The 25898-nt window shown below is 44.3% G+C and carries 26 protein-coding genes and 1 pseudogene; 24 read left to right on the top strand and 3 right to left on the bottom strand.

Annotated features, from left to right (window positions below):
- Positions 1–384: 384 nt before the first annotated feature.
- From ASG81_RS22525 to ASG81_RS22515, 3 genes are all read left to right on the top strand, one after another.
- A complete protein-coding gene (locus tag ASG81_RS22525) occupies positions 385–597 on the top strand; it encodes a hypothetical protein (protein WP_056639517.1) in 213 nt (70 codons plus the stop codon).
- Between the two features lie 159 nt (positions 598–756).
- Positions 757–1323, top strand: a complete 567-nt coding sequence (locus ASG81_RS22520) for an SMI1/KNR4 family protein (protein WP_056639515.1) — start codon at positions 757–759, stop codon at positions 1321–1323.
- A 149-nt stretch (positions 1324–1472) separates the two neighbouring features.
- Positions 1473–2174 carry a hypothetical protein gene (locus tag ASG81_RS22515; protein ID WP_155971796.1) on the top strand — a complete coding sequence of 234 codons (702 nt, stop codon included), beginning with the start codon at positions 1473–1475 and terminating at the stop codon, positions 2172–2174.
- 144 nt (positions 2175–2318) lie between these two features.
- Here ASG81_RS22515 and ASG81_RS22510 read toward each other — a convergent pair whose 3' ends face one another.
- A complete protein-coding gene (locus tag ASG81_RS22510; RefSeq protein ID WP_056639511.1) occupies positions 2319–3059 on the bottom strand; it encodes an alpha/beta fold hydrolase in 741 nt (246 codons plus the stop codon).
- Positions 3060–3351: 292 nt separating this feature from the next.
- Between ASG81_RS22510 and ASG81_RS22505 the strand changes: the two genes are divergently transcribed.
- From ASG81_RS22505 to ASG81_RS33030, 17 genes and pseudogenes are all read left to right on the top strand, one after another.
- Positions 3352–3759, top strand: a complete 408-nt coding sequence (locus ASG81_RS22505; RefSeq protein WP_056639510.1) for a VOC family protein — start codon at positions 3352–3354, stop codon at positions 3757–3759.
- A 259-nt stretch (positions 3760–4018) separates the two neighbouring features.
- A complete protein-coding gene (locus tag ASG81_RS22500) occupies positions 4019–5401 on the top strand; it encodes an ABC transporter substrate-binding protein (protein ID WP_056639509.1) in 1383 nt (460 codons plus the stop codon).
- A 58-nt stretch (positions 5402–5459) separates the two neighbouring features.
- Positions 5460–6386, top strand: coding sequence for a carbohydrate ABC transporter permease (locus ASG81_RS22495; RefSeq protein WP_056639507.1), 927 nt, complete (start codon positions 5460–5462; stop codon positions 6384–6386).
- Positions 6383–7198: a carbohydrate ABC transporter permease gene (locus ASG81_RS22490; RefSeq protein ID WP_056639505.1), complete on the top strand. Its 816-nt coding sequence runs from the start codon at positions 6383–6385 to the stop codon at positions 7196–7198. The genes ASG81_RS22495 and ASG81_RS22490 overlap by 4 nt, the downstream gene beginning before the upstream one ends.
- 44 nt (positions 7199–7242) lie before the next feature.
- Positions 7243–8244, top strand: a complete 1002-nt coding sequence (locus ASG81_RS22485; RefSeq protein ID WP_056639503.1) for a zinc-dependent alcohol dehydrogenase family protein — start codon at positions 7243–7245, stop codon at positions 8242–8244.
- Between the two features lie 124 nt (positions 8245–8368).
- Entirely contained in the window at positions 8369–10492 is a 2124-nt protein-coding gene (locus ASG81_RS22480; RefSeq protein ID WP_056639499.1) for a BglG family transcription antiterminator, read from the top strand.
- The gene (locus tag ASG81_RS22475) at positions 10489–11859 is read left to right on the top strand and encodes a PTS transporter subunit EIIC (RefSeq protein ID WP_056639497.1); all 1371 of its coding nucleotides are present in this window, start codon (positions 10489–10491) and stop codon (positions 11857–11859) included. The genes ASG81_RS22480 and ASG81_RS22475 overlap by 4 nt, the downstream gene beginning before the upstream one ends.
- Before the next feature lie 376 nt (positions 11860–12235).
- Positions 12236–13003, top strand: coding sequence for a sugar phosphate isomerase/epimerase family protein (locus ASG81_RS22465; protein ID WP_056639491.1), 768 nt, complete (start codon positions 12236–12238; stop codon positions 13001–13003).
- Positions 13004–13046: 43 nt separating this feature from the next.
- Complete coding sequence (locus ASG81_RS22460) at positions 13047–14009, top strand: sugar kinase (RefSeq protein WP_056639490.1); 963 nt, start codon at positions 13047–13049, stop codon at positions 14007–14009.
- Positions 14003–15322 (top strand): MFS transporter, encoded by a 1320-nt coding sequence (locus ASG81_RS22455; RefSeq protein WP_056639489.1) that lies wholly within the window; start codon positions 14003–14005, stop codon positions 15320–15322. The genes ASG81_RS22460 and ASG81_RS22455 overlap by 7 nt, the downstream gene beginning before the upstream one ends.
- Entirely contained in the window at positions 15285–15920 is a 636-nt protein-coding gene (gene hxlA, locus ASG81_RS22450; protein WP_056639487.1) for a 3-hexulose-6-phosphate synthase, read from the top strand. The genes ASG81_RS22455 and hxlA overlap by 38 nt, the downstream gene beginning before the upstream one ends.
- 6 nt (positions 15921–15926) lie before the next feature.
- The gene (gene hxlB, locus ASG81_RS22445) at positions 15927–16472 is read left to right on the top strand and encodes a 6-phospho-3-hexuloisomerase (protein ID WP_056639485.1); all 546 of its coding nucleotides are present in this window, start codon (positions 15927–15929) and stop codon (positions 16470–16472) included.
- Positions 16473–16601: 129 nt separating this feature from the next.
- Entirely contained in the window at positions 16602–17657 is a 1056-nt protein-coding gene (locus ASG81_RS22440) for a LacI family DNA-binding transcriptional regulator (protein ID WP_056639483.1), read from the top strand.
- A 113-nt stretch (positions 17658–17770) separates the two neighbouring features.
- A complete protein-coding gene (locus ASG81_RS22435; RefSeq protein WP_056639482.1) occupies positions 17771–18691 on the top strand; it encodes a carbohydrate ABC transporter permease in 921 nt (306 codons plus the stop codon).
- Positions 18692–18702: 11 nt separating this feature from the next.
- Complete coding sequence (locus tag ASG81_RS22430) at positions 18703–19515, top strand: carbohydrate ABC transporter permease (protein ID WP_056639480.1); 813 nt, start codon at positions 18703–18705, stop codon at positions 19513–19515.
- Positions 19516–19552: 37 nt separating this feature from the next.
- Positions 19553–20575, top strand: a pseudogene (locus ASG81_RS22425) (ABC transporter substrate-binding protein); the annotation flags it as partial.
- Positions 20576–20623: 48 nt separating this feature from the next.
- Positions 20624–20857 carry a hypothetical protein gene (locus ASG81_RS33030; protein WP_056639476.1) on the top strand — a complete coding sequence of 78 codons (234 nt, stop codon included), beginning with the start codon at positions 20624–20626 and terminating at the stop codon, positions 20855–20857.
- Between the two features lie 78 nt (positions 20858–20935).
- Here ASG81_RS33030 and ASG81_RS22415 read toward each other — a convergent pair whose 3' ends face one another.
- Positions 20936–21472: a GNAT family N-acetyltransferase gene (locus ASG81_RS22415; RefSeq protein WP_056639474.1), complete on the bottom strand. Its 537-nt coding sequence runs from the start codon at positions 21470–21472 to the stop codon at positions 20936–20938.
- 189 nt (positions 21473–21661) lie between these two features.
- Between ASG81_RS22415 and ASG81_RS22410 the strand changes: the two genes are divergently transcribed.
- The 4 genes from ASG81_RS22410 to ASG81_RS22395 all read left to right on the top strand — a co-directional run bounded on the left by ASG81_RS22410 (position 21662) and on the right by ASG81_RS22395 (position 24554).
- Positions 21662–22516 carry a hypothetical protein gene (locus ASG81_RS22410; protein ID WP_056639472.1) on the top strand — a complete coding sequence of 285 codons (855 nt, stop codon included), beginning with the start codon at positions 21662–21664 and terminating at the stop codon, positions 22514–22516.
- A gap of 221 nt (positions 22517–22737) precedes the next feature.
- The gene (locus ASG81_RS22405) at positions 22738–23523 is read left to right on the top strand and encodes a hypothetical protein (RefSeq protein ID WP_056639470.1); all 786 of its coding nucleotides are present in this window, start codon (positions 22738–22740) and stop codon (positions 23521–23523) included.
- Between the two features lie 17 nt (positions 23524–23540).
- Positions 23541–23813, top strand: a complete 273-nt coding sequence (locus ASG81_RS22400; RefSeq protein ID WP_056639468.1) for a hypothetical protein — start codon at positions 23541–23543, stop codon at positions 23811–23813.
- A gap of 390 nt (positions 23814–24203) precedes the next feature.
- Positions 24204–24554, top strand: a complete 351-nt coding sequence (locus ASG81_RS22395) for a metal-sensitive transcriptional regulator (protein WP_056639466.1) — start codon at positions 24204–24206, stop codon at positions 24552–24554.
- A gap of 138 nt (positions 24555–24692) precedes the next feature.
- Here the strand turns inward: ASG81_RS22395 and ASG81_RS22390 are convergent, their stop codons facing one another.
- Positions 24693–25601, bottom strand: a complete 909-nt coding sequence (locus tag ASG81_RS22390) for a stage II sporulation protein P (RefSeq protein WP_056639465.1) — start codon at positions 25599–25601, stop codon at positions 24693–24695.
- Positions 25602–25898: the final 297 nt, after the last annotated feature.

The raw sequence follows: 25898 nt of genomic DNA, 5'->3' as shown, positions 1-25898 counted from the left end.
TTGTTTTGCCATAAAAAATATCCCCTCCAAGTTCACTCTTTCCTTCATGATAACATGAGGTTTTTTTAGAGTGTCTACTTAAAGGGGATAATACCAATTTTTGTGTTTTGACTGGGTTTTTGTTTGTCAGTCTATAACTTTATTTTCTTTGGACAACAGTATTACTTCGACTTTTTCTTATCTGCGGATTTCCCCTGTTTCTTAGGGTCGTTTGATGGCGTCGCGGCACGTTGTGAATCGTTGGCACTGTTGATTTGAGTCATTTCATTGCTCCTTTCAAGTGGATTCCAGTTAATTATTCACCGATCAGAAAGGAACTATTACAACGTTTATTTAAGTACATGGATATACTAAGTTAAAATTGCCTAATGGATGTGAATACTAATGGGTACCTTATCCTTAATTTTCGGAATTATTTGTATGCTCTTTTCGATATTAATTTACGCCCGTTATATTAAGAAAGCTGGTTCTGTTAAGAAAGGATGGATGGTGGTTTTAGATTTTTTTACAGATCCTTTTACAGGTTTAACAGCTTTATTTTACTTGGGAGCTCTACTTTTGTTATATGGGGCTAGTGTACTAGCCGGTGTATTATAACGCTTTTTATAATTCAACTAACGGGTACAAGAGCTTAATCGAGAAGGCAGCCAGTTTTAAGTGCTGCCTTTCCCCGTTAACTGGAGGAAAACGCAGCGACAACATGGTAATGTATCGGTATATAGGAGATAAATAAATTTATCAAAAGAGGGTGCTGTTGTGGCAAGTAAGACTGTCCTTAAATTAGCATTAGATTCACTAAAAGAACGGTTGGAACGAAATGACAATGCTATTGAAATTTATTTAGGAAACGGAACCACATCAAAAGTAACATGCCGATTTAATAATCCATTAACAGATCAAGAATTAGAAAATTTTATAGAACAATATGATTTAGTTTTACCAATTGACTACCGTAGGTTTTTGCTGATGCACGATGGGGCTAAGCTATTCTTTGACCCATATTATGGTGGAGAATTTGAGTTGTTTAATATTGAAACTATAATAGATATTTTAAACAATAGAGACTTCCCTGAAAATTGGTTAATAGTTGGCTATCATTACGGTCAAGATTTAGTCATTGATATGGACCGTGTGATTGAAGACAGAAAGGACTACTTACTTTACAGGGATTCATGTTCACCAGCCGATGAAGCACATGATATTGGAATGAACTTTGAAATATGGCTTGAACGTTGCATACAAAGCCAAAGAGCGGCTTTTTGGGAATGGGACAAGTTTAATGTTGATTCATATTACAAGACACGCGGACTTAAATATGAATAGTTAAATTCCAAATTATTATTGTTTTATGTTATTAAACTCCCTCGGTACCCGAGGGAGTTTAATAACACAGCAGCAGTCTAGGACTCTATTTTCTCGTTAGAGTAACATTTTCCATTTGCACTTCGTCTGTAAGCTCGAGAGGAGAGGATATGATGATATCCAACCTGATACTTATTCTCGCTGCCGCCGCCGTCATTACTGCCACCGTCGGCTGCTCGAAGGGCAATTCCGGAGAAGCCACTGATAATATTGGACAAAATCAAACCGCGAATCAGGATACAGGTCAGCAAAATAAGGATGGACAAATTGGAAATAACGGAATGGAGCCTGCAAACGACGGGGCCGCCAAAAGCCCTTTGGCTGAACAACCCGCTGACGACACGGCGGGTAGCGAATCACTCTTCGTCGATATTCCCGTGCATGACGGCATAAGCGAAATCAAAATGACGATAGATGGAAAGGAAGTCACCGCCAGGTTTGAAAGCTTGGCCCCTTTTGAGCCATTCGGTCTCTACGTGCCGTCCGTGCTGGAGCGTTACGATATGGAGGATGGCGTTGAATTCGAATACGATACTCGAAATCTGATAACGATTGGCCCATTCAGCCAATTCGCCGTTAAAGAAGCCGATCTGAAGAAAACGTACGAAGCGCTTGTACCGTTTGCGGAATACATTGGCTCACAGCCGGAAGGCGGCGATAATCCCGCCATTTTAACCGATTTTTTTGCCTTCGAGCATGAGGGGACCCGATACGGAATCCGCTTCCGATACGGAAAGGACGACGCCGCAACGGCTGTACCGCGTTTTCTGGAGACGATTCGCACCTTAAAGCTCGTGACGGAAACGAAATAAGATTGAACAGAACTAATAAAATGAATAATTACGGGAAACTATAGCATAATTATCAGGATGATGCTGTCGACATGGAACGGCAGCATCATTTAATGCTGATAGGGAGAACAGATTCATAAGTAATGGCATTTATCTCCCATCAAATCAGGAAGGTTGGTTCAGTCCTTCCGCATTTGCAAAGAACTCTTCCAATATAGACCTCAACCCATCGGGATCGCTAAGCATCGGTAAATGTCCGGTGTCCAAGCCTCTGACTAATTGGGGGGGGAAATTTGAGATCATTTTATTTTGTAAGGATGGATTGAACTCCTTATCATTGGTTAGCTTAACGTATAACTTCGGTACCATCGGAACGGATTCATCGATCCTGTCTGTATATACTCGTACGGCTTCGGGAATGAATCCTCGTACGATCTCCGCTGCTTGATCCGGTGTGAGGTCGTTGCATAATCCCGCGCGGATTACGGACTCAGTGGGATTGGTACCCATTTTTCGCATGATAACAGACAGAAGAATCCTCTTAGGAAATGGCAGAATGGATAAAAATGAACCGCCATTCTTCGGAATTGCTGCCCCTACAGCGACAAAGCCTGCCAATCGATCAGCCAGTTCGGATGCAAGTCGTAGAGCAAAAATACCCCCAAGTGAATGCGCCACGATAACGAACTTCCGAGACCCCCACTCATCTACCTGTCTTTTCATATGAGTAACATAATCCGCCAAAGAAAGTTCTTTCCTCAATTCAAAAGAACCTTTCCTGTGAGGAGACTCGACAAGTAAATAAGGATGATCAAACCCTTCCACAACTTTACTCCAAATCCGGCTTTCCAATCCTGCTCCATTAAGAAATACGAAGCCTATCTTTTCATGCGTATGCTCTTGCATATTGCTTCCCCCATCATTGGCTTGGATTGCTTTCGAGTTGATGATACCACTTAAACGTGACAGTTTATGTCTTATTTTATGATAAAATGAAATAAATAACATCGGGATAGGGTAAGGGACCGAGTCCGCCCTTCATAAGTTTTATCATTACTTGCCTGCCGATGTAAAGGAACAGATAGATCGCTTAAAGTACAGGGTTATGCTTTGGAGCCCGTATCAATTGATGTCTTTATAGGAAATCGCATGATTTCTTGTGGAAATGGAACAAGCAAATTATATAAGGGGGCATTATATGAAACCACGAATTACAGTAATTACTTTGGGTGTAGATGATTTGGAAAGATCGTTGGAATTCTATCGTGACGGACTTGGACTACCGACACAAGGCATAGTCGGCAAAGAATTTGAGCATGGCGCCGTTGCCTTTTTCGACTTACAAGCAGGCTTAAAGCTTGCAATTTGGAATCGCAAAGATATCGCCTATGAGGCAAAGATTCTTCAGACCGCATCAAGTCCTACCGAATTTACTATTGGTCACAATGTAGGCAGTAAAGAAGAGGTCGATGAGGTAATGGAACAGGCAAAAAAGGCTGGTGCTGTTATAACAGACCCAGCGCACGATGCTTTTTGGGGTGGATACTCTGGCCACTTTCAAGACCCAGATGGTCATTTGTGGGAAGTAGTCTGGAATCCGCAGTAGGAGATCACGATATAAATTCAACTTATTTTGTATTATTAGGTCAACCAACTGGTTGGCCTTTTTGCTTAGGCGTCATATGATGGCAGCCATTTGGCTTCTGAGATAGCCCCTATTTACACTGCATAATGGCAGATCTTAAAAAATGGCTTGAAGGACAAGGCGCCAAACTTATGTATGTAAAGATAGCATAATGACGGTGTAGAAATTAAACTAAATCTGTCGAACAATTTAGACATATAAAAAAATGAGGAGGGTTTAAATGAAAAAGTTTGTTTCTCTGCTGGCTGTTCTTTCTTTACTGTTCGTATTGGTTTTAAGCGGGTGCGGTTCGGAAGCTCCAAAAGCCGGCAATCAAGTCGACAATGGTAAAGCTGAACAAAATGTAACATTAACCATTGCAACTGTAAATAATCCGGATATGACCATTATGAAGGAAATGTCCAGTGAATTCACAGAAGAAACCGGTATTAAATTGGAATTCGTCGTTCTTCCTGAAAATGATCTTCGTGAAAAAGTAACGACGGATGTAGCCATGAAAGCAGGTATGTTCGACATCGTGACCATCGGCACCTACGATGCTCCAATTTGGGCAAAAAATGAATGGATTGAACCTCTGACGCCTATGATGGATAAGATGTCCGACCAAGAGAAAAGCGAGTACGATCTTGAAGATATTTTCCCTTCGATCCGTAACGCGCTCTCTTATCAAGATAAAATGTATGCGGTTCCTTTTTACGGGGAAAGCAGCATGATTTATTACAACAAAGATATGCTTCAAAAAGCCGGCGTCGAGATGCCGCTGCACCCGACATGGGACCAAGTGCGTGATATTGCTATCAAAGTAAAAGCAGCAAACAACGTACCGGGCATTGTTCTCAGGGGACTTCCCGGTTGGGGTGAAGTGATGGCGCCGCTCAATACCGTCATTAACGCCTTCGGCGGATCTTGGTACGACATGAACTGGAATGCGCAGCTGACAAGCCCGGAGACGAAGAAAGCCGTTCAGTTTTATGTGGATCTGTTGAAAGAAGCCGGCCAGCCGGGCGCATTCAGCACGGGCTTCACAGAGGCGCTAACCCTTCTGTCGACTGGTAAGGCGGCTATGTGGTACGACTCAACGGTTGCTGCAGGATTTCTGAACAATCCGGAATCCTCCAAAGTAGCGGGTAAAATCGGATATGCGTTTGCGCCTTCCGGTGCGAAGGACAATAACGGCTGGCTGTGGGCTTGGTCGCTTGGAATCGAAAGCGCCAGCAAGCACAAAGAAGAAGCGTTCAAGTTTCTTACGTGGGCAACAAGCAAACACTATATCGAGCAAGTAGGGGAGTCGAAGGGATGGGGTGTAACGCCTCCGGGAACCCGCAAATCGACTTATGATAATCCGAAATACAAAGAAGCGGCTCCTTTTGCAGAACTTGTTTTGCAATCGATGGAAAAAGCCGACTACACGAAGCCGACGGTAAATCCGGTTCCTTATCAAGGGATCCAATATATCGCGATTCCGGAATATCAACAGCTCGGCACTTCCGTAGGACAAGATATCGCTACGGCCATCGCCGGCAAAAAAACAGTGGATGAAGCTTTGGAAAATTCGCAAAAATTAGCGGAAGAAATTGCAATCTCCGGAGGATATAAAAAGTAATCGGACTAATGGCGGGGGGCTTGTCCCTCCCCCATTCACCGGTGGAATGGAGAACCTAATGAAATCGATTGAATTAAATTCTGCTTCAAAATTTCAGACGTCAAGCCGCAAGGCATCAGCGTCGCCGATCAAAAGGTTGCTCTGGCCGAGTATTATTCTTGTTGCGCTCGTTACGCAAATCCCGTTTATTATGACTATTTATTACAGCTTTTTGGACTGGAATCTTATGCGGCCGGATAAGGGAGCGAAATTTGTCTGGTTTGCTAATTTCAAAGCGATCTTTACGGGGGCTGAATTTTATACCGTTCTAGGTAATACGTTCGTTCTTACCGCTTGTACGCTTATGTTGTGCCTGGTATGCGGCCTGGGGTTAGCTTTATTGATGAATCGGGATTTTCTGGGAAAAGGATTGCTGCGGACTATATTTGTTGCTCCCTTTTTCGTCATGCCTGCCGTCGCGGGCATCGTATGGAAAACGGCGATTTTGAATCCTAATTTCGGCATAACCGCTTATTTTGCGGGATTAATGGGACAGGATGCAGTGGATTGGTTAGGCTCTTATCCGCTGCAAACAATAATCGCTTTGGTTTCTTGGCAGTGGATCCCGTTTTTTATGCTGATCATCCTTGCAGGACTTCAATCTGTGCCCAAGGATGCGATGGAAGCGGGAATGATTGATGGCGCTTCTATCTTTCAAAGGTTTATATATGTCGTCCTTCCGCACTTGCTGCGTTATATCGAAGTTGCGATGCTGCTAGGACTTTTGTTTATTATGCAAACATTTGGAGAGATTTATGTAACAACTTCGGGCGGACCCGGCTATTCATCCACAAATCTTCCGTTCTATGTATATCGTGTAGGCTTTAAAGGTTGGGATATCGGCGGCGCTTCGGCCATTGGTGTCGTTATCGTTATTATTACATTGCTATTATTAAAGTATCTCTTCAAGTTTTTGAGGAGAACGTTCCGAGGTGAGTTATCATGAAGAAGCTGCTTGCGGGCCTATTGACGACATGTACGTATCTGGCAGCTTTTATCTATTTTTTTCCCTTGCTGTGGATGTTTATTACCGGTTTTAAAAATGAAGGCGAAGCCGTCATCATGCCGCCCTCCATTTTTTTCAGCCCGACGCTGGAAAACTATAAAATCGTTTGGGGCTCGGGAATTGGTGTGTTTTTAGGCAATTCCGCATTCATTGTCGTGATATCCACACTGCTAGCTTTAATTTTGGGCGTATCCGCCGCCTATGCCTTATCCATGTTCCGTATGAAGAAGGCGGATGACGTTTTGTTCTGGTTCATTTCAACGAAAATGCTTCCTGCTGTAGGCGTTATTATCCCTGTCTACATCATCTTCAAAAAACTCGGGTTATTGGATTCGCACTTAGCCCTTATCATTCTTTATACCGCGATGAATATCCCGCTCGCCGTCTGGATGATGCGTTCGTTCTTTAATGACATTCCTTACGAAATCATTGAATCCACGCAAGTTGACGGCGCAACAGGGCTGCAGGGTTTCTTTAAAGTGACGCTTCCCTTGGTAAAGCCGGGAGTCATTTCTACCGGACTGCTCTGTTTTGTATTTGCTTGGAACGAGTTTCTGTTTGGCGTCAATCTGACCTATACCGATTCCTCGACGATGCCTGTGTTTATGGCTTCCTTTATGACGCAGGAAGGGTTGTTTTGGGGGAAGATGTCCGCAGTGGCGACAACCGCCGTACTGCCGTCGATCATTCTGGGATGGTTTACCCAAAAGCAATTAGTACAAGGCCTTACGATGGGAGCCGTTAAGGGGTAAATTCAAACAAACTAATTATTCTTTTGCGAATGGGGATTATTAACATGAGAGCACTCGTTATTGAAGAACCAAATAAGGCCGTAATCAAAGAGGTCGAGGCGCCTATTGCAGGTCCGGGGGAAGTCGTAATCCGGGTAGAGCGGGTAGGGATATGCGGAACGGATATCCACATATATAAAGGGGAATTCATTTCTCCTTATCCGATTATTCCGGGGCATGAATTTTCGGGCATCGTCCATGAAATCGGGGAAGGCGTGACCGGCTTTCAAGCCGGAGACCGGGTTACGGCCGATCCGTCCCTTTTCTGCGGCAATTGCGAATATTGCCTGACGCATCGCAGCAACCAATGTGTGAACTGGAACGCGCTTGGGAATACAGTTAATGGATCCATGGCGGAGTATGTGGCGGTTACGGCTAGAAACGTGGTTAAAATTCCGGATACGATGAGCTTTGAGGAAGCGGCGTTCATTGAACCGATGGCGTGTATCGTGCATGCCCTTAACCGTCTTCAAATACAAGCGGGCAACCGGATTCTCCTATTTGGAGCGGGGGCGATGGGGCAGTTGTTGATTCAATCTGTCGTTAGAACGGGAGCTTCCCAGCTGGCGGTTGTAGACTTATCGGAAGCTAAACTAGACATGGCCTTGAAATTTGGCGCGACCGAGGGCATTTTATTCGACCAGCTCGATACGTTTGCCAAACAAAATCCGAATGGATTCGATATTGTAATCGATGCTACCGGAATCCCGGCCGTCATTGAGAAGGCATTGACGTTTATGGGACCGACAGCAAAATATTTGCAATTTGGCGTTACTCCGGAGGATGCGTCTATCCGTATTAATCCGTTTACGTTATACCATAAGGATTGGACGATTTTAGGATCCATGGCGATCAATCAAACCTTCCTGCCCGCGTTCAACTGGATCAAAGGAAAAAGGCTTGATCTCACTCCTATCGTATCGAAAGTGATATCGCTTGAAGAAATGCCTGCCTTTTTGGCGGGTCCAAGAGATTCAGGTCTCATGAAGGTTCAAATTCAACTTTAAAGCGTGTACGGGGCCGGGATCTGTTTCATGACAGCATCCCGGCTTTCAGGCACCAACCGGGCAAATTTCAAAGCGCGACAATGAAACCCTTGTATTTTATAATATAAATAGTAAATGCAGGGGGATGACTAAGCTGAGACTGAATTCGAGACAAGAACATATTCTATTGCTGCTGCTGGAATCTCCCCAAACGCTAACGCTTAAAACGATTTCCGAAAAATTGGAATTGAGCATACGAACCGTTCAACGGGAAATAGAAGCATTGGAAGAGACGATCCATAATAACGGCTTATTGTTGGCCAAAAGAGCGGGAACCGGTCTATGGCTGGAGGGTACGGAGGATTCCAAGCAAAGGCTTCGGCAAGTCATTCAGTCCAGCAAGCCCGTTCAAATCTTCACGCCTGAAGAACGCCAGTTTATACTCCTGCAGCAGCTGCTTTCTAATAACGAACCGCAGAAACTATTTTATTTCAGTAATTTACTCAATGTGACCGATGCAACGATCAGCAATGATTTAAACCGGTGCGAATCGTGGTTTTTAAAGCATCATTTGAAATTGGTCAGAAAGCCGGGCTTAGGCATTTACGTAGAAGGACAGGAGCAGCAGACAAGGCGGGCGATTTTGAACCTCATTTATCAAAATTGCAGTCAGGATCAACTGCTGGACATCCTCTCCGCACAAACGGATACGTTTCAGGATAAAGTGAAGCTGGAAATGACCGTCCGCAATAAAATGTTAAACTTCATCGATACGACGATTATTGAGAAAATTGATAAAATTATTCAACTAACGGAGCATCAGTATGGCTATAAGATGACGGATACCGCGTACGTTGGTCTGATTATTCATATTGCGCTCGCCATTCATCGTCTGCAAAACGATGAAGGGATATCGATCAACCAGCCAACCTTGGAGAAATTAAAAGAAACGAATGAATTTGCTTGGGCAGCACATATCGCCGAAGAGTTAAGCGCGCAGCTTTCGATTACCATTCCTGAGAATGAAATCGGTTATATTTGTACGCATTTGCTGGGAGCGAAAGCAACCAGGCTGAATGCCGCCTCTGCGGATTACCCGAGCCGGGTTGAACATCTCGTTCAAAATATGGTCAGCATTGTCGAGCAGGAATTGAAAATCGATTTAGGCAACGACAGTTCATTAATCGAGCATCTTATCGTCCATTTAGAATCGGCCATAAACAGAATTCAATACAATATGGACATTCGAAACCCTTTACTTCATCATGTTAAACAAAAATACCCTGCGATTTTTCAAGCGTCTTCCAAAGCGGCTGACTTTTTGGCGAAGCAATTGGACAAGCCGGTGCCGGAAGAAGAAACGGGATATTTAGCCATGCATTTTGGAGCAGTCGTATTGCGCAAAGCCGGTTCGAAAAATAACCGGAAACGAATTTTGCTTGTATGCGCGAGCGGAATGGGAACTTCGAGGTTATTGGCGGCGCAGCTGGAAAAAGAGCTGCCGCAAGTCGAAATCGCAGATACCGTTTCGTTACTTCAAATTGATGATCTGCTGCAGAAGCAAAATGATATTGATCTGATTATTTCTACCGTACCATTTCAACATAAAGACTATGATGTCGTCGTTGTAAATCCGTTGTTATCGTCAGATGAATTCATCCGCATAGAAGAACGCTTAAATCAAGTAGCTGAGAAGGACCCGGCTCTTCTGAAGAAGCAAGAGGTTAATTTAGAAGGGATCATGCTGAAGCTTAAGCATTACGGCGATGCTTTATTTCAATTGCAAAACTATGTTTATATTAAACCATTGAACAAAGCGAAAAAGAAGGAAGCAGTGATTGACTATATTTCTTCTGCGCTGCCTGAATTTGTTCTCGAAAAAGATCCTAAAATTTTGAAACGGGATCTTATCGAAAGAGAGAAGCTGGGCGCATGGATTATGAAAAATGCCGGCCTTGCTATGCTGCATTGCCGAAGCGAAGCGCTGCAAAAATTGTGTGTTTGTGTCGTGAAATGCGATAGGCCGGTACGTTGGATGCATCAGGAGAAGGCTGCCCAGGTAAGCACGGTCTTAGTACTGCTTGCGCCAAAGCAATCGCCCAAGGAGCATATCGAAATGATAAGCGAGATTAGTGCGGCTCTGGTGGAAGACAGCTTTGTTCATGCGCTCACTAAGGGGATGGAAGACGATATCGTGGAACAAATCAAAACCGTTGTAGGGAAGGGCTATTTAAAAAAAATAGACAATGCTTTACGGGGGAAGACATGAGGACATTAGAACGCGTTGGAAGGCATTTAAGCACAGTGGTGTTTCAAAATATTACCGCGCTTATGTCGCTCGGGCTAATCAGAATTTTGTTCAGTCCGATGGGGTGGTTTCCAAATCATCATCTTTACCAAACCGTCAATCCCGCCTTATATTATTTGGTTCCGACTTTGTTTGCCTATACCGGCGGGAAATTGATCGGGGGGCAGCGGGGGGGCGTTACAGCCGCTTTCGTAACCATTGCTACGGCAGTTGGTGAATTAAAGGGCTTTTCATTAATTCTTCCAGCCTTGATTATCGGGCCTTTAATCGGTTTTTGCATAAAAAAAGTAGACTTGCTGTTAGAAGGGCGTATTCCCGTTGGGTTTGAATTGCTGTTTTATAATGCGGCGGCAGGCATCGTTGGCTGTTTATTTTCTTTTTTGTTTTTACAGTATTTCGATACGCTCTTTATTCGGATGATGAATGTGCTCATATCCGGAATACAATATTTAGTGGAGTCTAATTTGCTGCCCTTGCTTGCGATTATTATTGAGCCCGGGAAAGTGTTGTTTTTCAACAATGCGATCAATCATGGCGTATTGGAGCCGCTTGGCATTTTGCATGCCAAGGAAAGCGGAAGCTCTATTTTCTTTCTGATGGAAACCAACCCTGGACCGGGGCTTGGTTTGCTCTTGGCCTATTATTTCATTAGGAGACGTCAGAATAAAAAAATAGGAAACGTTAAATCGTCAACGATTATTCATGCCCTTGGCGGGATTCATGAGGTGTATTTCCCCTACGCCCTTATGAATCCTTTCGTCATTATTGCATTAGTGCTGGGGGGATTAACGGGGAATCTTATTTTTGTGCTGCTTCATGCCGGCTTAGTTGCGGCGCCTTCTCCCGGGAGCATAATTCTAATGTTCATCATGACACCGATGAGCATGCAGCTGCCGGTGCTGACGGGGTTTGCCGCATCAGCGATTGTCACCTTTTCATCAGCGCTTCTTATCCTTTCCAGAAAACGGAGATATGAAAATCGAAACGAAAACGACAAGGACAATGATGTAATCATCGTACAAAACAGCAAAATAGGCGGGATTCACAGCATTATATTCGCATGCGATGCGGGTATGGGCTCAAGTGCGATGGCTGCTGCCATGCTTAGAAAAAGAACAGTAGATTGGAAGAAGGAATTTACGATTGAAAATGCCTCGATTGAAGAAATTCCGCTAGACACAGAACTTGTCGTAGTCAACAAGCATATGCTTGCACGGGCAAAGCTTGTCGTTCCGGATGCGGAGTTTTGGCCGGTTTCTTCGTTTGTCGACGAAGATTTGTACGATCAATTGGTCATCCGGCTGTCTGGCAAGGAGGAGGAACCGTAAGTGAGCAAGGGAAGCGGCAGCAATGCGAAACTCAAAAACAAGTGCCGGCTGTGAACCGGCGCTTGTTTGCGTTGACTATTCTACTGCAGCTCAAGCAATTCGAGGTGATGAGGCAGGAAGTACGGGCCTGAGCATTTAAGCTGTTGACATTCGGAATAAAAATGAATATGATAGTTGATGTAACCGATTCCAGTAACCGATTTCATTACAAAAAAAGTAATTTTCAAGTTAAATGTGTAGAAGTTCCACTTTCTAAACATGCAGCCAGCTACCTCGCCTTCTTGGCGAGTTTCTTTTAACCCTTAATGGAACCGGTTCCGTAAACCGGTTTCTGAAACCGTTACACCTATATCTGGATTAAAAGGAGAGTAAACGAATGGCAGCTGTTATTGTAACCACCTCCGCATTCGGAGCTGATCAAGTGATGGAGCGCGGCCAGCTTTATTTTGTACCGATCGTGGCTGATGCCGGTGGCAATGGCATTGAGATCAGGCGCGAATTGTTTGCGAATGAACCGTTTCCTTTGGAGGAGCTCAAAGCTGTTATCCATAAGTATCGGCTAACGGCTGTATATTCGGCGCCTGAACAGATCTGGAAAGAAGACGGCAAGTTGAACTTGGAGGGGATAAGGGCCACCATCCAGGAGGGGGTATTAATCGGTACCTCGATTATAAAAATGCCGCTTGGAAACTATAGGCCGGACCACTCGGACTTGCAATTGCTGAAGCGCATACTCGGGGAATATAACTTCCATGACAGCGGCATTCAATTTACGGTAGAAAACGACCAAACCTTTTGCGGAGGCCGCATAGAAAGATTACGAGAGTTTCTTGCCCGCTGCAAAGTGAACGATATACCAGTCAAAATGACCTTTGATATCGGGAACTGGGCATGGACGGATACGAATACGTTTGAGGCTGCCGAGCAGATGAAACCATATGTCGTTTATATCCATTGCAAGCATGTCGAACAGCAATCGGGAATCAACCAGACTTTGCCTTTACCGACCGCTTTGAACGCGGCCTGGCGCAAGCTGCTCTCCGTCTTTCCCCCAGATATCCCGAGAGCGATAGAATTTCCTCTTAACGGAAGCGATATTACGGGTACAACGGCGAAATATATTCAGCTTTTAACACATGCATAGAGAAGTGAAGCTGAATCGTTAGTATAAAAAGGAGCTGACCGATATGAGGAAATATGATGTGATTACTTTTGGCGAAGCGATGGCCATGTTTATGGCTGATGAGGCGGCGCCGCTTCATCAGGTGGAGCATTTCACGCGCAGCCTGGCGGGTGCGGAAACGAACGTGGCAATCGGACTTTCCAGGCTGAATTACCAGGTTAGCTGGGTAAGTCAGGTAGGAGAAGATGCGTTTGGCCAATATATAAAAGAAGCTCTCCATAAAGAAGGGGTAGATGCTTCACATATTCATACCGATTCCCGTTATCCTACCGGTTTTCAAATCAAATCCAAAGTGCTGGCCGGCGACCCGCAGGTGCAGTATTACCGCAAAAACTCTGCAGCAAGCTATATGGGAATCGAACAGTTTCCCGAAGAGCATTTTTTATCCGCGGGCCATCTGCATGTAACAGGTATTCCGCCTGCCCTGTCTGAGAGTATGCGCGGCTATACGGAGAAAGCGGTCTCGGTCATGAAGAAGGCCAACCGGACCATCTCGTTTGATCCAAATCTGCGGCCACAGCTGTGGGACAGCAAGCAAACGATGATTTGCGAAATCAACCGGTTGGCGGCTGAAGCTGACTGGGTGCTGCCCGGTTTTGCTGAAGGAATCATTCTTACCGGCTATCAGACCCCACAGGACATTGCGGCCTATTATTTGGATAAAGGCGTACAGGCAGTGATCATTAAGCTGGGAGAAGAAGGTGCTTATTGCCGGACTGCCGGCCAGGAAGCGGTCATACCTGGCTTTGCAGTTGAAAAGGTAGTCGACACTGTAGGGGCGGGCGATGGATTTGCAGTAGGCTTTATAAGCGGCATGTTAGATGGTTTGACTCTTACGGAAGCGATTACAAGAGCGAATGCGATTGGCGCGCTGGCAGTCATGTCGCCGGGGGACTCGGATGGGCTCCCAAGCAGGGAAAAACTGGCGGACTTTGTCCGTAAACAAAGGAGAGAAGAAGTATGCTGACCAAGGGTTCCATAGCTCCGGCCAGATGGTGGAGACTTATTCCAATCGTATTTATTACGTATAGCTTGGCTTACTTAGACCGCGCGAATTACAGCTTTGGGGTAGCTTCGGGAATGGCGGATGATTTAGGCATTACATCATCGTCTGCCTCTCTGCTGGGAGCATTATTTTTTCTCGGATATTTCTTCTTTCAAATTCCAGGCGCGCATTATGCCGAGAAGAAAAGCGCAAAAAATCTCATTTTCTGGTGCTTAATTCTTTGGGGTCTTTGTGCGACGGCTACGGGCTTGGTCACGGATATTAAATGGTTGTATGCGATTCGATTTATGCTCGGCGTAGTCGAAAGCGTCGTCATGCCCGCCATGCTCGTTCTATTAAGCCACTGGTTCACCAAAAAAGAACGTTCAAGAGCGAATACGTTCCTGATTCTAGGGAATCCGGTAACGGTACTATGGATGTCCATCATTTCCGGCTATATCGTAAAAGCTTTGGATTGGCGCTGGATGTTCATTATTGAAGGCTTGCCGGCCGTCATCTGGGCATTCTTCTGGATCAAGCTGGTACAGAGCCGCCCAAAAGACGCCAAGTGGTTATCCGAGCAGGAGAAGATCGCGCTCGAAGAAGAACTGCAAAAAGAACAGTCGAATATTAAGCCGGCGAAAAACTACCGGTCCGCTTTAACATCACCTAAGGTAATTGCTCTGGCTTTGCAATATTTTTTCTGGAGTATCGGCGTGTACGGCTTTGTATTATGGCTGCCTTCTATCATTAAAGCGGCTTCCAATAAAGGAATTGTAGCTTCAGGATGGCTGTCCTCCGTTCCTTATATATTCGCTATTTTATTTATGATCTTAATCTCTTATTTTGCCGACCGCAGCCAGCGAAGAAAAATATTTATTTGGTCGTCTCTATTAACCGGCGCTATTTCGTTTTGTTTGTCCTTTATCATCGGCTCTTCAAACTTTTGGCTTTCTTTCACCATGCTGGTTATAGCCGGTGCAGCTATGTATGCGCCATACGGTGTTTTCTTCGCATTCGTTGCCGAAAGTGTACCGCGCAATGTCGCTGGAGCGGCTATGGCACTCGTAAATAGTATGGGAGCGTTAGGCTCCTTTGTAGGAGCGTATGCCGTAGGTTATTTAAACAGCTCAACCGGAAGCCCGTCTGCATCCTATGTGTTCATGGGAGCTTCGCTGCTCATTTCTGTTGTTCTGACATGGCTTGTGAAAGAATCCCGGCTCTCGCCTAACCCCAAAAGGAAGGAAGACTACAAGCATGAATATTCAACTGGCACTAGACCGCTTAACGATTAAACAAGCCGTTCAGGCTGCCGCCCCCGTCGCCGCCTATATCGATTGGCTGGAAGTCGGAACATCGTTAATTAAGGAATTCGGCATGGACAGCGTAAAAGCGTTGAAGCAGGCTTACCCGGATCATTTGATCGTAGCGGATGCCAAAACCTTCGATAACGCCGTATACGAGTTTGAAATGTGCTATTCGGCTGGAGCGGATATAGTAACCGTTATGGGGGCGGCGCCTCAGGTTACGGTAGAAGCATGTATAAACGTTGCGGAAAAACGCGGAAAAAAAGTGATGATCGATCTGCTTCATACATCGGAGGCGCAAGTAAAGCAGCTTGCCGCCTATTCTGAAGCGGTCTTTTGTCTTCATGTCAGCAAGGATCAGCAGGAATTACAAGGGGGCGCGCTCAGCGGGAGCGGCGGTCAAGTTCCGGATTGTCTTGCCCTCAATAAAAGCTGTAAGCTTGCGTTTGCCGGTGGAATTACCGAAGACTCGATTCGAGAGCTGATCCCGTATGAGCCTTACGCCATCATCATCGGCTCCGCGATTACAAAGTCGGAGAACCCGGTGCTGGCTGCAAAAGCTTTTGCTAAATTCAAAAGGAGGTAAATATACATGAATAAGATTCAATCGATTTTACAGGAAATGTCGGGCGTTCTGGATCGACCGGAAGTAGGCGGATGGGAGCAGATCGCAGCCGTACTTTCAGGAAAACGGATTTTTGTAGCCGGAGAAGGCCGGTCGGGACTGATGGGCAAATCCTTTGCCATGCGGCTTATGCATTTAGGAGCGGAGGTTTACGTGGTGGGGGAGACGATTACGCCTTCAATCGCCCAAGAAGATGTGCTCATTGCCGTCTCAGGCTCCGGTACCAGCAAACAAACGGTATGGGTGGCTAATAAGGCGAAAGAGCTGGGCTGTACCGTCATTGCCATGACAACGGACCCTTCCTCAGCGCTGGGAGCTCTTGCCGATTGGATCGTCCACGTTCCTGCTGCAACCAAATACCGCAGGGCTAACGAGAGCGCGAGTATCCAACCGCTTGGTTCATTATTCGACCAATGCGCTCATATTTTGTTTGATGCGGTCTGTTTGCAATATGCTTCCTTACAACTCGAAGATAACAGCTCTGCCTTTCAGCGTCATTCTAATATGGAATGAAATGGGAAAGCAGCTTGACTTCTCACAGCATAGTGGAATAAAATAGTTAATGTAACCGGTTCCGGTAAACGGTTTCAGTAACCGATTTCCGAAACCGATTGCAATTCAGAGAGACAGGATGATCTATTGATGGAAGATGTAAATAATAAGTCATCAAAACCATTCCACCGTTCAACCATAGATGATGTTGCCCGCGGGGCGGGCGTATCCAAAACGACAATATCGCGGTATTTGAGCGGACAGTTCGACTCCTTATCCGAACAAACCCGTAAAAGAATCGAAGAAACGATTGCAGCGCTTAAATATAGGCCCAACCGTATGGCCAGAGGGCTGAAAAGAGATAAAAGCTTCACAATCGGCATGATCGTTGCGGATATTACAAACCCATTCTCAACCTCCATTTTGCGCGGTGTTGAAGATGTTTGTACCAAAAACGGCTATTCCCTTATGGTATGCAATACGGACAATGATCCTGAGAAAGAAAAAGAGTATATCATGATGCTGCAGGCGCATCGGATTGACGGCCTGATCATCAATTCTACCGGACAGAACAATGAATATCTGCATGAGCTTGCTGAAGAAAAAATTCCGATCGTGCTTGTTGACCGCAAAGCTCCAGAGCTTAATTTCGATACTGTCGTTACAGATAATGTCCAAGCTACCACGAAAGCGATCGAATTTTTTTTGGAGCAAGGCTACGATAGAATCGCCTTTTTCACGCAGCCGATCGGAATGGTCAGTTCCCGTTCCGAACGTGCGGGCACGTTTCAAAAAATGCTGGAAGCGGCGAACCACCCCAGCACGTCCGACATTTATGAGGCGGATATCCGGGCAGAAGGACAGCTGGAGCAAAAGATAGATGAATTTTTGGCAAGCTCGGAGGGGCAGTTCAGAATGCTGTTTGCCGCTAACGGAGTCATGATGCTTAAAATACTAAATATTTTTCAGCTCAAGCAAATTCGCATTCCGGATGATATAGGAGTTGCCTGCTACGATGATTTGGATTGGGCTCCCGTAATCGGACCGGGAATAACGACGATAGCCCAGCCCACCTATAGTATCGGCGTCAATGCTATGGAGCGTGTTCTCGCGAGGATTATAGGCGATCAGTCGCCAGGCGTTCTTATTGCGCTTCCGGGAACGTTAAATGTTAGAGGATCAACGCCTTCAAAAGCTGGAACCTAAAGACAATGACCTCGCCTTTAACGGCGAGATTCTTTAGACGCTTTATGAAACCGGTTCCGTTAACCGGTTCCGCAACCTGATTATAAATCATTCGCCATAAGGAGGAGTACGCATTGGATACACCATTCATTGCAAAAACGGATCGGCTGCAAAAGAAGAAAGGTTTGCTTGTATGGGTTGATGAACGCATTCAGTTTATTTTATTAATTCCTTCTCTACTTCTGATGCTGTTAGTGTTTCTGTATCCGTTATTAAATAACGTGTATTTAAGTCTATATGATTATACTTTTCTCACCATGCAGGATCCCCCGTTCGTAGCATTTAGAAACATTTTGAATGTGTTTAAGGACCCTGGGTTTTATCATTCTATTTACTTAACGGCGCTATTTGTTGGAGGAGGAGTGGGCTTACAATTTATAATTGGCTTTTCTCTGGCAATGGCCGTTAAAGGCATTCGTAAGGGTCACGGAATGATTACGACATTGTTTGTTTTCCCGATGATGGTTACGCCTGTCGTTGTCGGTTTGATCTGGAAATTCATTTTGGACTACAATTTCGGTATTTTCAACTACTTTCTAACGTTATTAGGGCTAGATAAAATTTCACTGCTGACTACGAGCCAATTAGCGCTTCCTACCACAATTATGGTCGACGTCTGGCAGTGGACACCCTTTATGTTTATTGTTCTTTTAGCTGGATTGAAAGCGCTGCCACAAGATCCATATGAAGCTGCGGAAATGGACGGCGCTTCCCGCTGGCAAACACTTTGGTATATAACCCTGCCTCTAATGAAATCGGTTATTATTGTTGCACTTGTCATGCGGATCGCAGGCGCCCTAAAGGTGTTTGACCAAATTTTTGTACTAACGGGCGGGGGACCCGGGACATCTACGGAAACCGTATCGATGATGCTGCACCGGAAAGCTTTTGTTGAATTCGATTTTGGTTATTCCGCTGCGCTGGCTTTGGTATTAACAATCATTGTCGGATTTCTTTGTTGGTTCGCAATCCGCGCATTATATTCAGAGAAATAGGGGGGATTCGGATGTTTGGCAAAAAAATAGGTACTCACGTTTTCGTTTATGTTGCTTTGCTGCTCTTCTTATTCCCTATATTATGGGTCTTTTTCACTTCTATCAAAACGCCGACTCAGGCTTTTCAAATCCCGCCGGTATGGTTTTTCAAGCCTACCTTTGAAAATTATGAGCATGTGTTCAACTCACAGCCTTTCTTCTTCTATCTTCTTAACTCGCTTATCGTAACGGTTCTCTCCACCGCATTATCTTTAATGGTCGGTACACTCACCGGGTACAGCTTGGCCAGATTCAAAATGAAAGGCCAAAAATGGGTAAGCTTTGCGGTGTTTTTCACGAAAATGTTTCCGCCTATCGTGTTAGTGGTTCCGTTTTTCATCATGTTCCGCAGCATAGGTGCGACAGACTCGCTCTATTCTCTGACGCTCGCTTACATTGCTTTTAATCTGCCGTTTGTTACTTGGCTAATGTGGGGATTTTTACGGGAGCTCCCCGGGAGTCTGGAGGAAGCTGCTTTAATCGATGGTACTTCACGCTTCGGAGCGATGTGGAGGATCATCTTGCCGCTGGCAAAGCCCGGGCTTGCTGTTTCCGCTATTTTCGCGGCCATGAACTCATGGAATGAGTTTATGTTCGCCTTGAGCTTAACGGGCGTTACATCTAGAACTCTCCCTGTAATGGCGGCTAATTTCGTTACGCAGGAAGCCATTCTATGGGGGCCGGTCACAGCAACCGGGACGATGCTGATGATTCCGATGTTTATTTTCACCCTCCTCGTACAGAGACATATTGTCTCAGGCCTAGCTATGGGAGCGGTCAAATAACATAAAACACAAAAAGAATGCAGGAGGTCATGAAGGTATGAGAAAATGGAAAAACTGGATTGTGATTGCTTCGGTCTTTACGGTATTTACTGCAGGCTGCGCACCTTCAACAGGGGGAAATGCAAACACCGGTGAAAAAACAAACAAGCAGGGGAAAGCGGAGACCAAGTCTATCACTGTAATGGCCCGCGCAGGTATCTATTATAATGCGCTCAGCGCGATCGCCCCGGATTTCCAGAAAGAGACAGGCATAAAGGTCAACGTCCAAGAGGTTGGACGCGACGGCTATTTGCAAAAAGTTTCCACTCAGCTGCTCGGACAGGACAAAGGAATGGATGTCGTCTTAATGTTGAACAACTATATGGGGCAATTCGGCGCTGGCGGCCAGTTGGAGCCTTTAGACAAGTATATCGAACAAAGCGGTTCTGATATGAACCGGTTTCTGCCTGCTTCTGCAGAATCCGTAAAATACCAGGATAAGAGCTTTGCGCTTCCATTCGATGTAAGCACAATGTTTTTAATCTACAGGAAAGATCTCATTCCTAAGCCTCCAACCACATGGGAGGAATACAACAAACTGGCAGCGCAGTTTACGAAAAGTAAAAATCCTGACTCGCCTACGGAGTTCGGTATAGCCTTTCAAGGAAAACACGGCGAGACGCAGCCAAAAGATTTCTACCAGTACTTTTGGTCAATGGGCGGCCAGTTCTTTGATGCAAATATGAACCCGACTCTAAGCAGTAAAGAAGGCGTTCAGGCCCTTTCTTTTTTGGTAGACGCTTACCGGAAAGATAAAGTGATGCCTGCCGATGCTTCTACCTATGAGTTCCCCGAGGTATTATCCGCTTTCCAAAATGAAAAAGCGGCCATGATCATCAACTGGAACGCGGCGTACCCGCAGCTTGCGGATAAAGAGAAGTCCCCGAAAGTATAGGATAAATATGCCATTGCAGAGGTTCCAGGCGGAGTATCCTTCACGCATACTTGGACGCTTGCCATCAACTCTGCCTCCGTAAATAAGGAAGCTGCGTTTCAGTTTATTGATTGGGTTACCGGCGACGGAGCCAAGAAATATGCGCTTAAAGGCGGGATCCCTGCAGTCAAAAGCGTGCTGGAGGACGCTGAAGTTATAAAGGCGCGTCCGGAGTTTCCTGCAATTGTAGCTTCAATAGGGAAAGCAAAAACGGAACCCAATCTTCCGGAATGGCCAAGAATCCACGAATTTGTGTCCGATGCGATTTCCAAAGCATTGGCTCTTGAAAAGACGCCTGAGGAAGCGCTGCAGGAAGCTGACAAAAAAACGAAGGTTCTACTCACAGAGCGGGGCTATTATAAGAAGTAACCGGCTTTCGTTGGTAAATCAAAAAGCTCCTATCGGCCTTTTACGCCGTAGGAGCTTTAATTCGTTCGTTTATGCAGATCACTGTTTCCATTCCAACGCTTCATCGAGATCGACCAGCGGACGTCCATAATGCCGTTTCGCTCTAAAATTATGAATTTCGTCGCAGGCAAGCTCCATTTTCTCCTTCACAATGGCTTGCGGCATACCGGCAGGCGACCAATAAAGGATATGCATCGAATAGGGCTCATCCTGCTCATCCCTGCGAATATAACGGATGAGATCGGCTTTTTTGAAGCCGTTTCTCTCATAAAATTGAAGACGCCTCTTGCTGTCGCTGTCATCCGGAATTACCGGCTCGGCTTCGAGCAAAATCATTTTTCCTTTTTCCTTCATTTTATCGAGGATTTTTGTTCCAAAGCCTTTCCCCCGGGTGTTAGAGGTGACAAGTAAATAATCGATAAATAGAAAAGTCGGAAAATCGGCATAGAGGACAATGTAATCATCGGTTTCCTCTTTGTGATAATAATCGTGTTCTTCGATTAGTTCCTTCAGCTGCTGCGGATTTTTCATTTCATGCTCAGGGAAGTAGTCATTTAATTTGCCGTACCATTCCAATGGAAACTCACACCTCTAGACGTAATGGGATGGTACATAAGTTTTCCAGACCGCTATCAATTTATTCAATTGACAGTCAAGCGTTTGGATCGCCGCCTCGAACATTTGCCCGCAGTCAATAACCGATATGTAACGGAAGCTTAAAATAACCGAACGGTGGAATAATAAGGGAAGAAAGGAGAGGTGAAGATGAGTGAAGCACTGCTGTCAGAGATAATACAGTTCGCAGCCATGCTTGAGCAAAAGGAGGCCAAGGCCGTATACACGGTCCCCGATGCGGACATCCATGCCGTGAAAAAAGCCAAATCGCTCGAAAAGCTGCTGCACGAAATATTTATGCAGGTTAGCGGAAGCGGCGGCATTGGGCTCAGCTCCATCATCCGCAGAGAGTTCGGCATAAGAGGGGAGCTGATGGATCACTTCGAGCAGTGGTTGCCCTACAGCAAGGAGCAGTTCGAGGATGAGCTTCATGATGCGATTGACCGGGCGGACATTCGGGCGGGGAACCAAGGAGTGTTCTTCGCAGGAACGCCGAGCAAGAAGGAAGCTGCAGAAGCGCTTCAGCTGCTGAAGGAAATCGCGCACGCTACGGTGAGCTGCCAGTTTCATGCCAAGCGCGCAGATCCGGAGCGGTATGTCAGCATTTTGGAAAAGCTCCTGCAGTTCTATGCCCTGCCGAATACTTACCCTGAAGGAAACGCCGTTCAATACCGGAATCTCATCTCGGCCGACCGGCTGTACGCTATGGCAGGCGGCGACGATCGCATTGCGGATGCGTTAAAGGCTTATGCCAAAGAGTGGTATCAGCAATCCCCGCATTCCTTCCTGCAGAGCATGGAAGGATATCTTTCCTTTGATTTCGTCCGCCACTTCTTGTACGCTCTCACGGACGAACAGCTGGAGCGGCTGCGCGGCGAATATGTCAGGCATATCAAAGAGGAATTCGCGAAGCTAAAATCCAAGCCGAATTTGCACCGCGCCAGAAATTTGCAAACGATGTTGGAAACCGTATTAAGCTGGACGCTGCACGTTTTCATCACATAAAGAGTTGAACAAATTTGAAGCCCCGGTCGCCTCTAAGCGGTCGGGATTTTTGCCGATCACGGGACCGTATATGGAAAAATGCACATTTTACAAGGAATTGCTCCAATACAGATTAAGTTAGAATTCAAAAATTCTTATTATAATTTTATTTGAACAAGCTTTTATTATAAACTATAATGTTTAGAGTTGCGACATAAACCGACAATGGAGGAAACGGCAAAATGAGCTCGATATCATCAAAAGTATTAGATAATAACTATGCCGTCACCAGAAACTATAAGGAGAAGGTATTAGATTATCTGTTGTATTTAGGCATATTTAGTGGGACCAGTTTGATCGCTGGAGGAATTGTACACGTCTTAAATGATTCCATCTATAACTATATTCTTTTGATTATTGGAATTATCATGACTCCTATATGTACGGTGTTACGCGAAGTTTATTTAAACCAAAAGTCCATTGAAGGCAGCATTTGGCACAATTTTATAATTTCATTAACTGTCTCTGTAAGTGCAGGATGTTTTACAGGCGGGATCAACCATATTCAAGAGCATTTTGCATTTTCACTATATTTGATTATTAGTGGTTTTATAATGGCATTTGCTACGACGTTATTATATCGTAAGAAATCAATTACCTCTGCAACGATTGATTTTGTGCTTTGGTTAGCGACGTTTACAGGTATGAGTCTCGTATCTGGTTCCATTGTACATGGTGCTAATGATTGGTTCAGTAACTATTTTTTGATCGTTGTTGGAACGTTTCTAACACCACTTGCAATTATGGTTAAGGAAAAATTTGTGAATAAGAAGAAAGTCCGTTTTGGTCAAGATTTCATTCTACTTACCGTGTTATCTTTCGGTGTTGGTTGTTTTACAGGTGGAATCATCCATATCGATATTAACTTTAATTATTCGATTGTGCTAATTGCTATTGGATTTGCTTTATCTTTTACGGCTGCGCTGCAGAAGAATAATGGAACATTGGCGGATTTAAGAAGCCGATAATCGAAGAGGAGAGGCATATGTTTAAAAGCTGGATGAAACCACTCGTTTTGATAGGGTTACTTGGGATCATATTGTACAGCGGAATTGCACTGAATGTATTTAATGATGGTCACGCTCACAGTCATGCTCATAGTGATGGTGGAATCGCTGAACATCATAAAAGTGTAGTTGAAGCTGAGCCGAAGGTAGAAAAAAATACGGAAACTGAAAACGAAATTACCCAATCACAAGATTTGCAAGACCAGAATGAAAGCAAACATGATCATGATGGTCATGATCATAAACATTAGAAGGTAGTACCGGCTGTCCCTAGTGGACAGTTTTTTTGTGTAATCGAACGCGCTTGTTTTTAACCGTGTATAAGTGTCAAAACAAATGGGCCAGGTTACTCATCCGTAACCTAGCCCATTGTTTATTTGGAGGAACCAAGACGTGAAATTAACGTGATTAACCGTTGGGAAACGGTGTTGACCTTAACCGAAAAGGGCACAAATGCCATTAAATCAGGCGCGTGAGCAATCAGTAAAGTTTTATCAGGATAGACCAACGAATGCCTTGCTCTGCAGATGAGATAGACAATGCATTCCACCAATTAACCATTCCGGGTATTGAATGTCTTTTTGGTGAATGAATATAGGGTATGGTAGTATAGTATAATAAGTGATGGGAGGCTGATGGAAATGAGTGAAGAGACGAAGCTTGTAGAACAAAACTCTAATGAGGCTACTCCTTGCTGCTCCACTGAGGAGTCGGGGAGAAGGAGTCATCATTCGGAAAAGGACAAAAATAATTTAATTTCACGACTTAATCGGATTGAGGGTCAAATTCGTGGTATTAAAGGAATGATTGAAAAAGATAATTATTGCGATGACGTTTTGAATCAGATTGCTTCCGTTCAATCAGCTTTGAATGGCGTTGGAAAACTCCTCCTTGAACATCATCTAAAAAGTTGTGTAATTGAAAGGCTGCAAGAAGGGGATACGGAAGTTTTAACGGAATTGATGGCGACAATGAATAAATTAATTAAATAATAGGATAACGACTGGCAGCTGAAATGCTGCTTTTTTAATCCTCGTAATAATATAAAGTTATGAATCTATTAAATGACATCGAATAAACTAAAAGAGCCTTTTCATAACATGAAATAGCTCTTTTAGTTATGTGAAATGTTAAATAGATGGACTTGATGGTTTTACCAAACCTGAGTTATCTTCTAACCAAATGTCCTGAATGACTTTTGCTAATACTTCTATTGTAAAATAGCTTTCTTCCAAACTATTTTCAACTCCGCCAATTTCTATTAAAGCACTATTACTAGAGAGTGATTGATTGTACTCGCCATTTCCGCTATTTTTATCTTTTTGATATATTCCTTTTGATAAATTAGGAACTATTTTATTTAAACCTTCCTGAATACGGTTTGCGAATTTCATATTTTGTTTCCAATTTGGATGATTGATTCCTACCACAAAATAAACTTGTGCATAATTCTGGTTTTTGTATGTAATCGTTGTCTTTTCGCGTTCTTGAGAATCTCGATGTAAATCAAAGAGATACTTCACATTTTGGTGCATTTTCAGCTCTTGATTAATTGTTGTTTTAGAATATGAATAAGATTTAGCATAATTGAAATTAGCAATACGAGATGGATAGTCAATTTTTGAATGGAACACAGGGATATTACTTGATACCAATTTGTTTTGAAGATAACTTCCCAATAATGTAACATTTATTTTACTGTCAAAAGCTTTATCGGGATCCTTTATGTTTTCTAATTCAGGTATCCAGGACTCACGATTATGAGAATGATAGATAATAATTTGCGGGGGATTACCAGAGGGAATGGCGGGAATAGACTCCTTTTTCAACAGTGTAGGTGCCTGATTATTTAATGTATTAGGTTTATCACCTTCAATTATACTTTCATTTATATTCATTGCTTCTTCTCGTGGTTGAATTTTTACTTCTAAAGAAGGATTTGAGTCTGTTGTCATCATTAATCCATTGGTTACAATAAAAGTAAAAGTACAAGAAAACAAGAATGCAAATAAAACTAAAGCTGATCGTAAACTCAACATAAAGTCCTCCTTTATCTCTCTCATTATGGATTGAATATATTAATAGATTATGAGATGAGAAAAGAAAGTAGAACTTGACGATAATTGTAAATGGTAATAACTCATTATAAAAATAAAGAACATTAAAATAAACATAGAAGAACAAGCCCATGTTTTGTTTAAGCCTGCTTGCTCTGGGTCTGTCAAGAATTTTGTGTAAACGTATTATTGATGTTGTCAAGGCAAGGGAGCTCCGCCCCCTACCGAAGGTGCTGCCCAACACGATCAGGGAAGAAAACGGATAGCTGTAGCAGCATT

It is taken from the genome of Paenibacillus sp. Soil522, assembly GCF_001428245.1.
In the GTDB taxonomy this organism is placed as follows: Bacteria; Bacillota; Bacilli; order Paenibacillales; family Paenibacillaceae; genus Pristimantibacillus.
The sequence above is the reverse complement of the archived record's forward strand: the minus strand, read 5'-3'. Positions and strand labels throughout refer to the sequence as shown.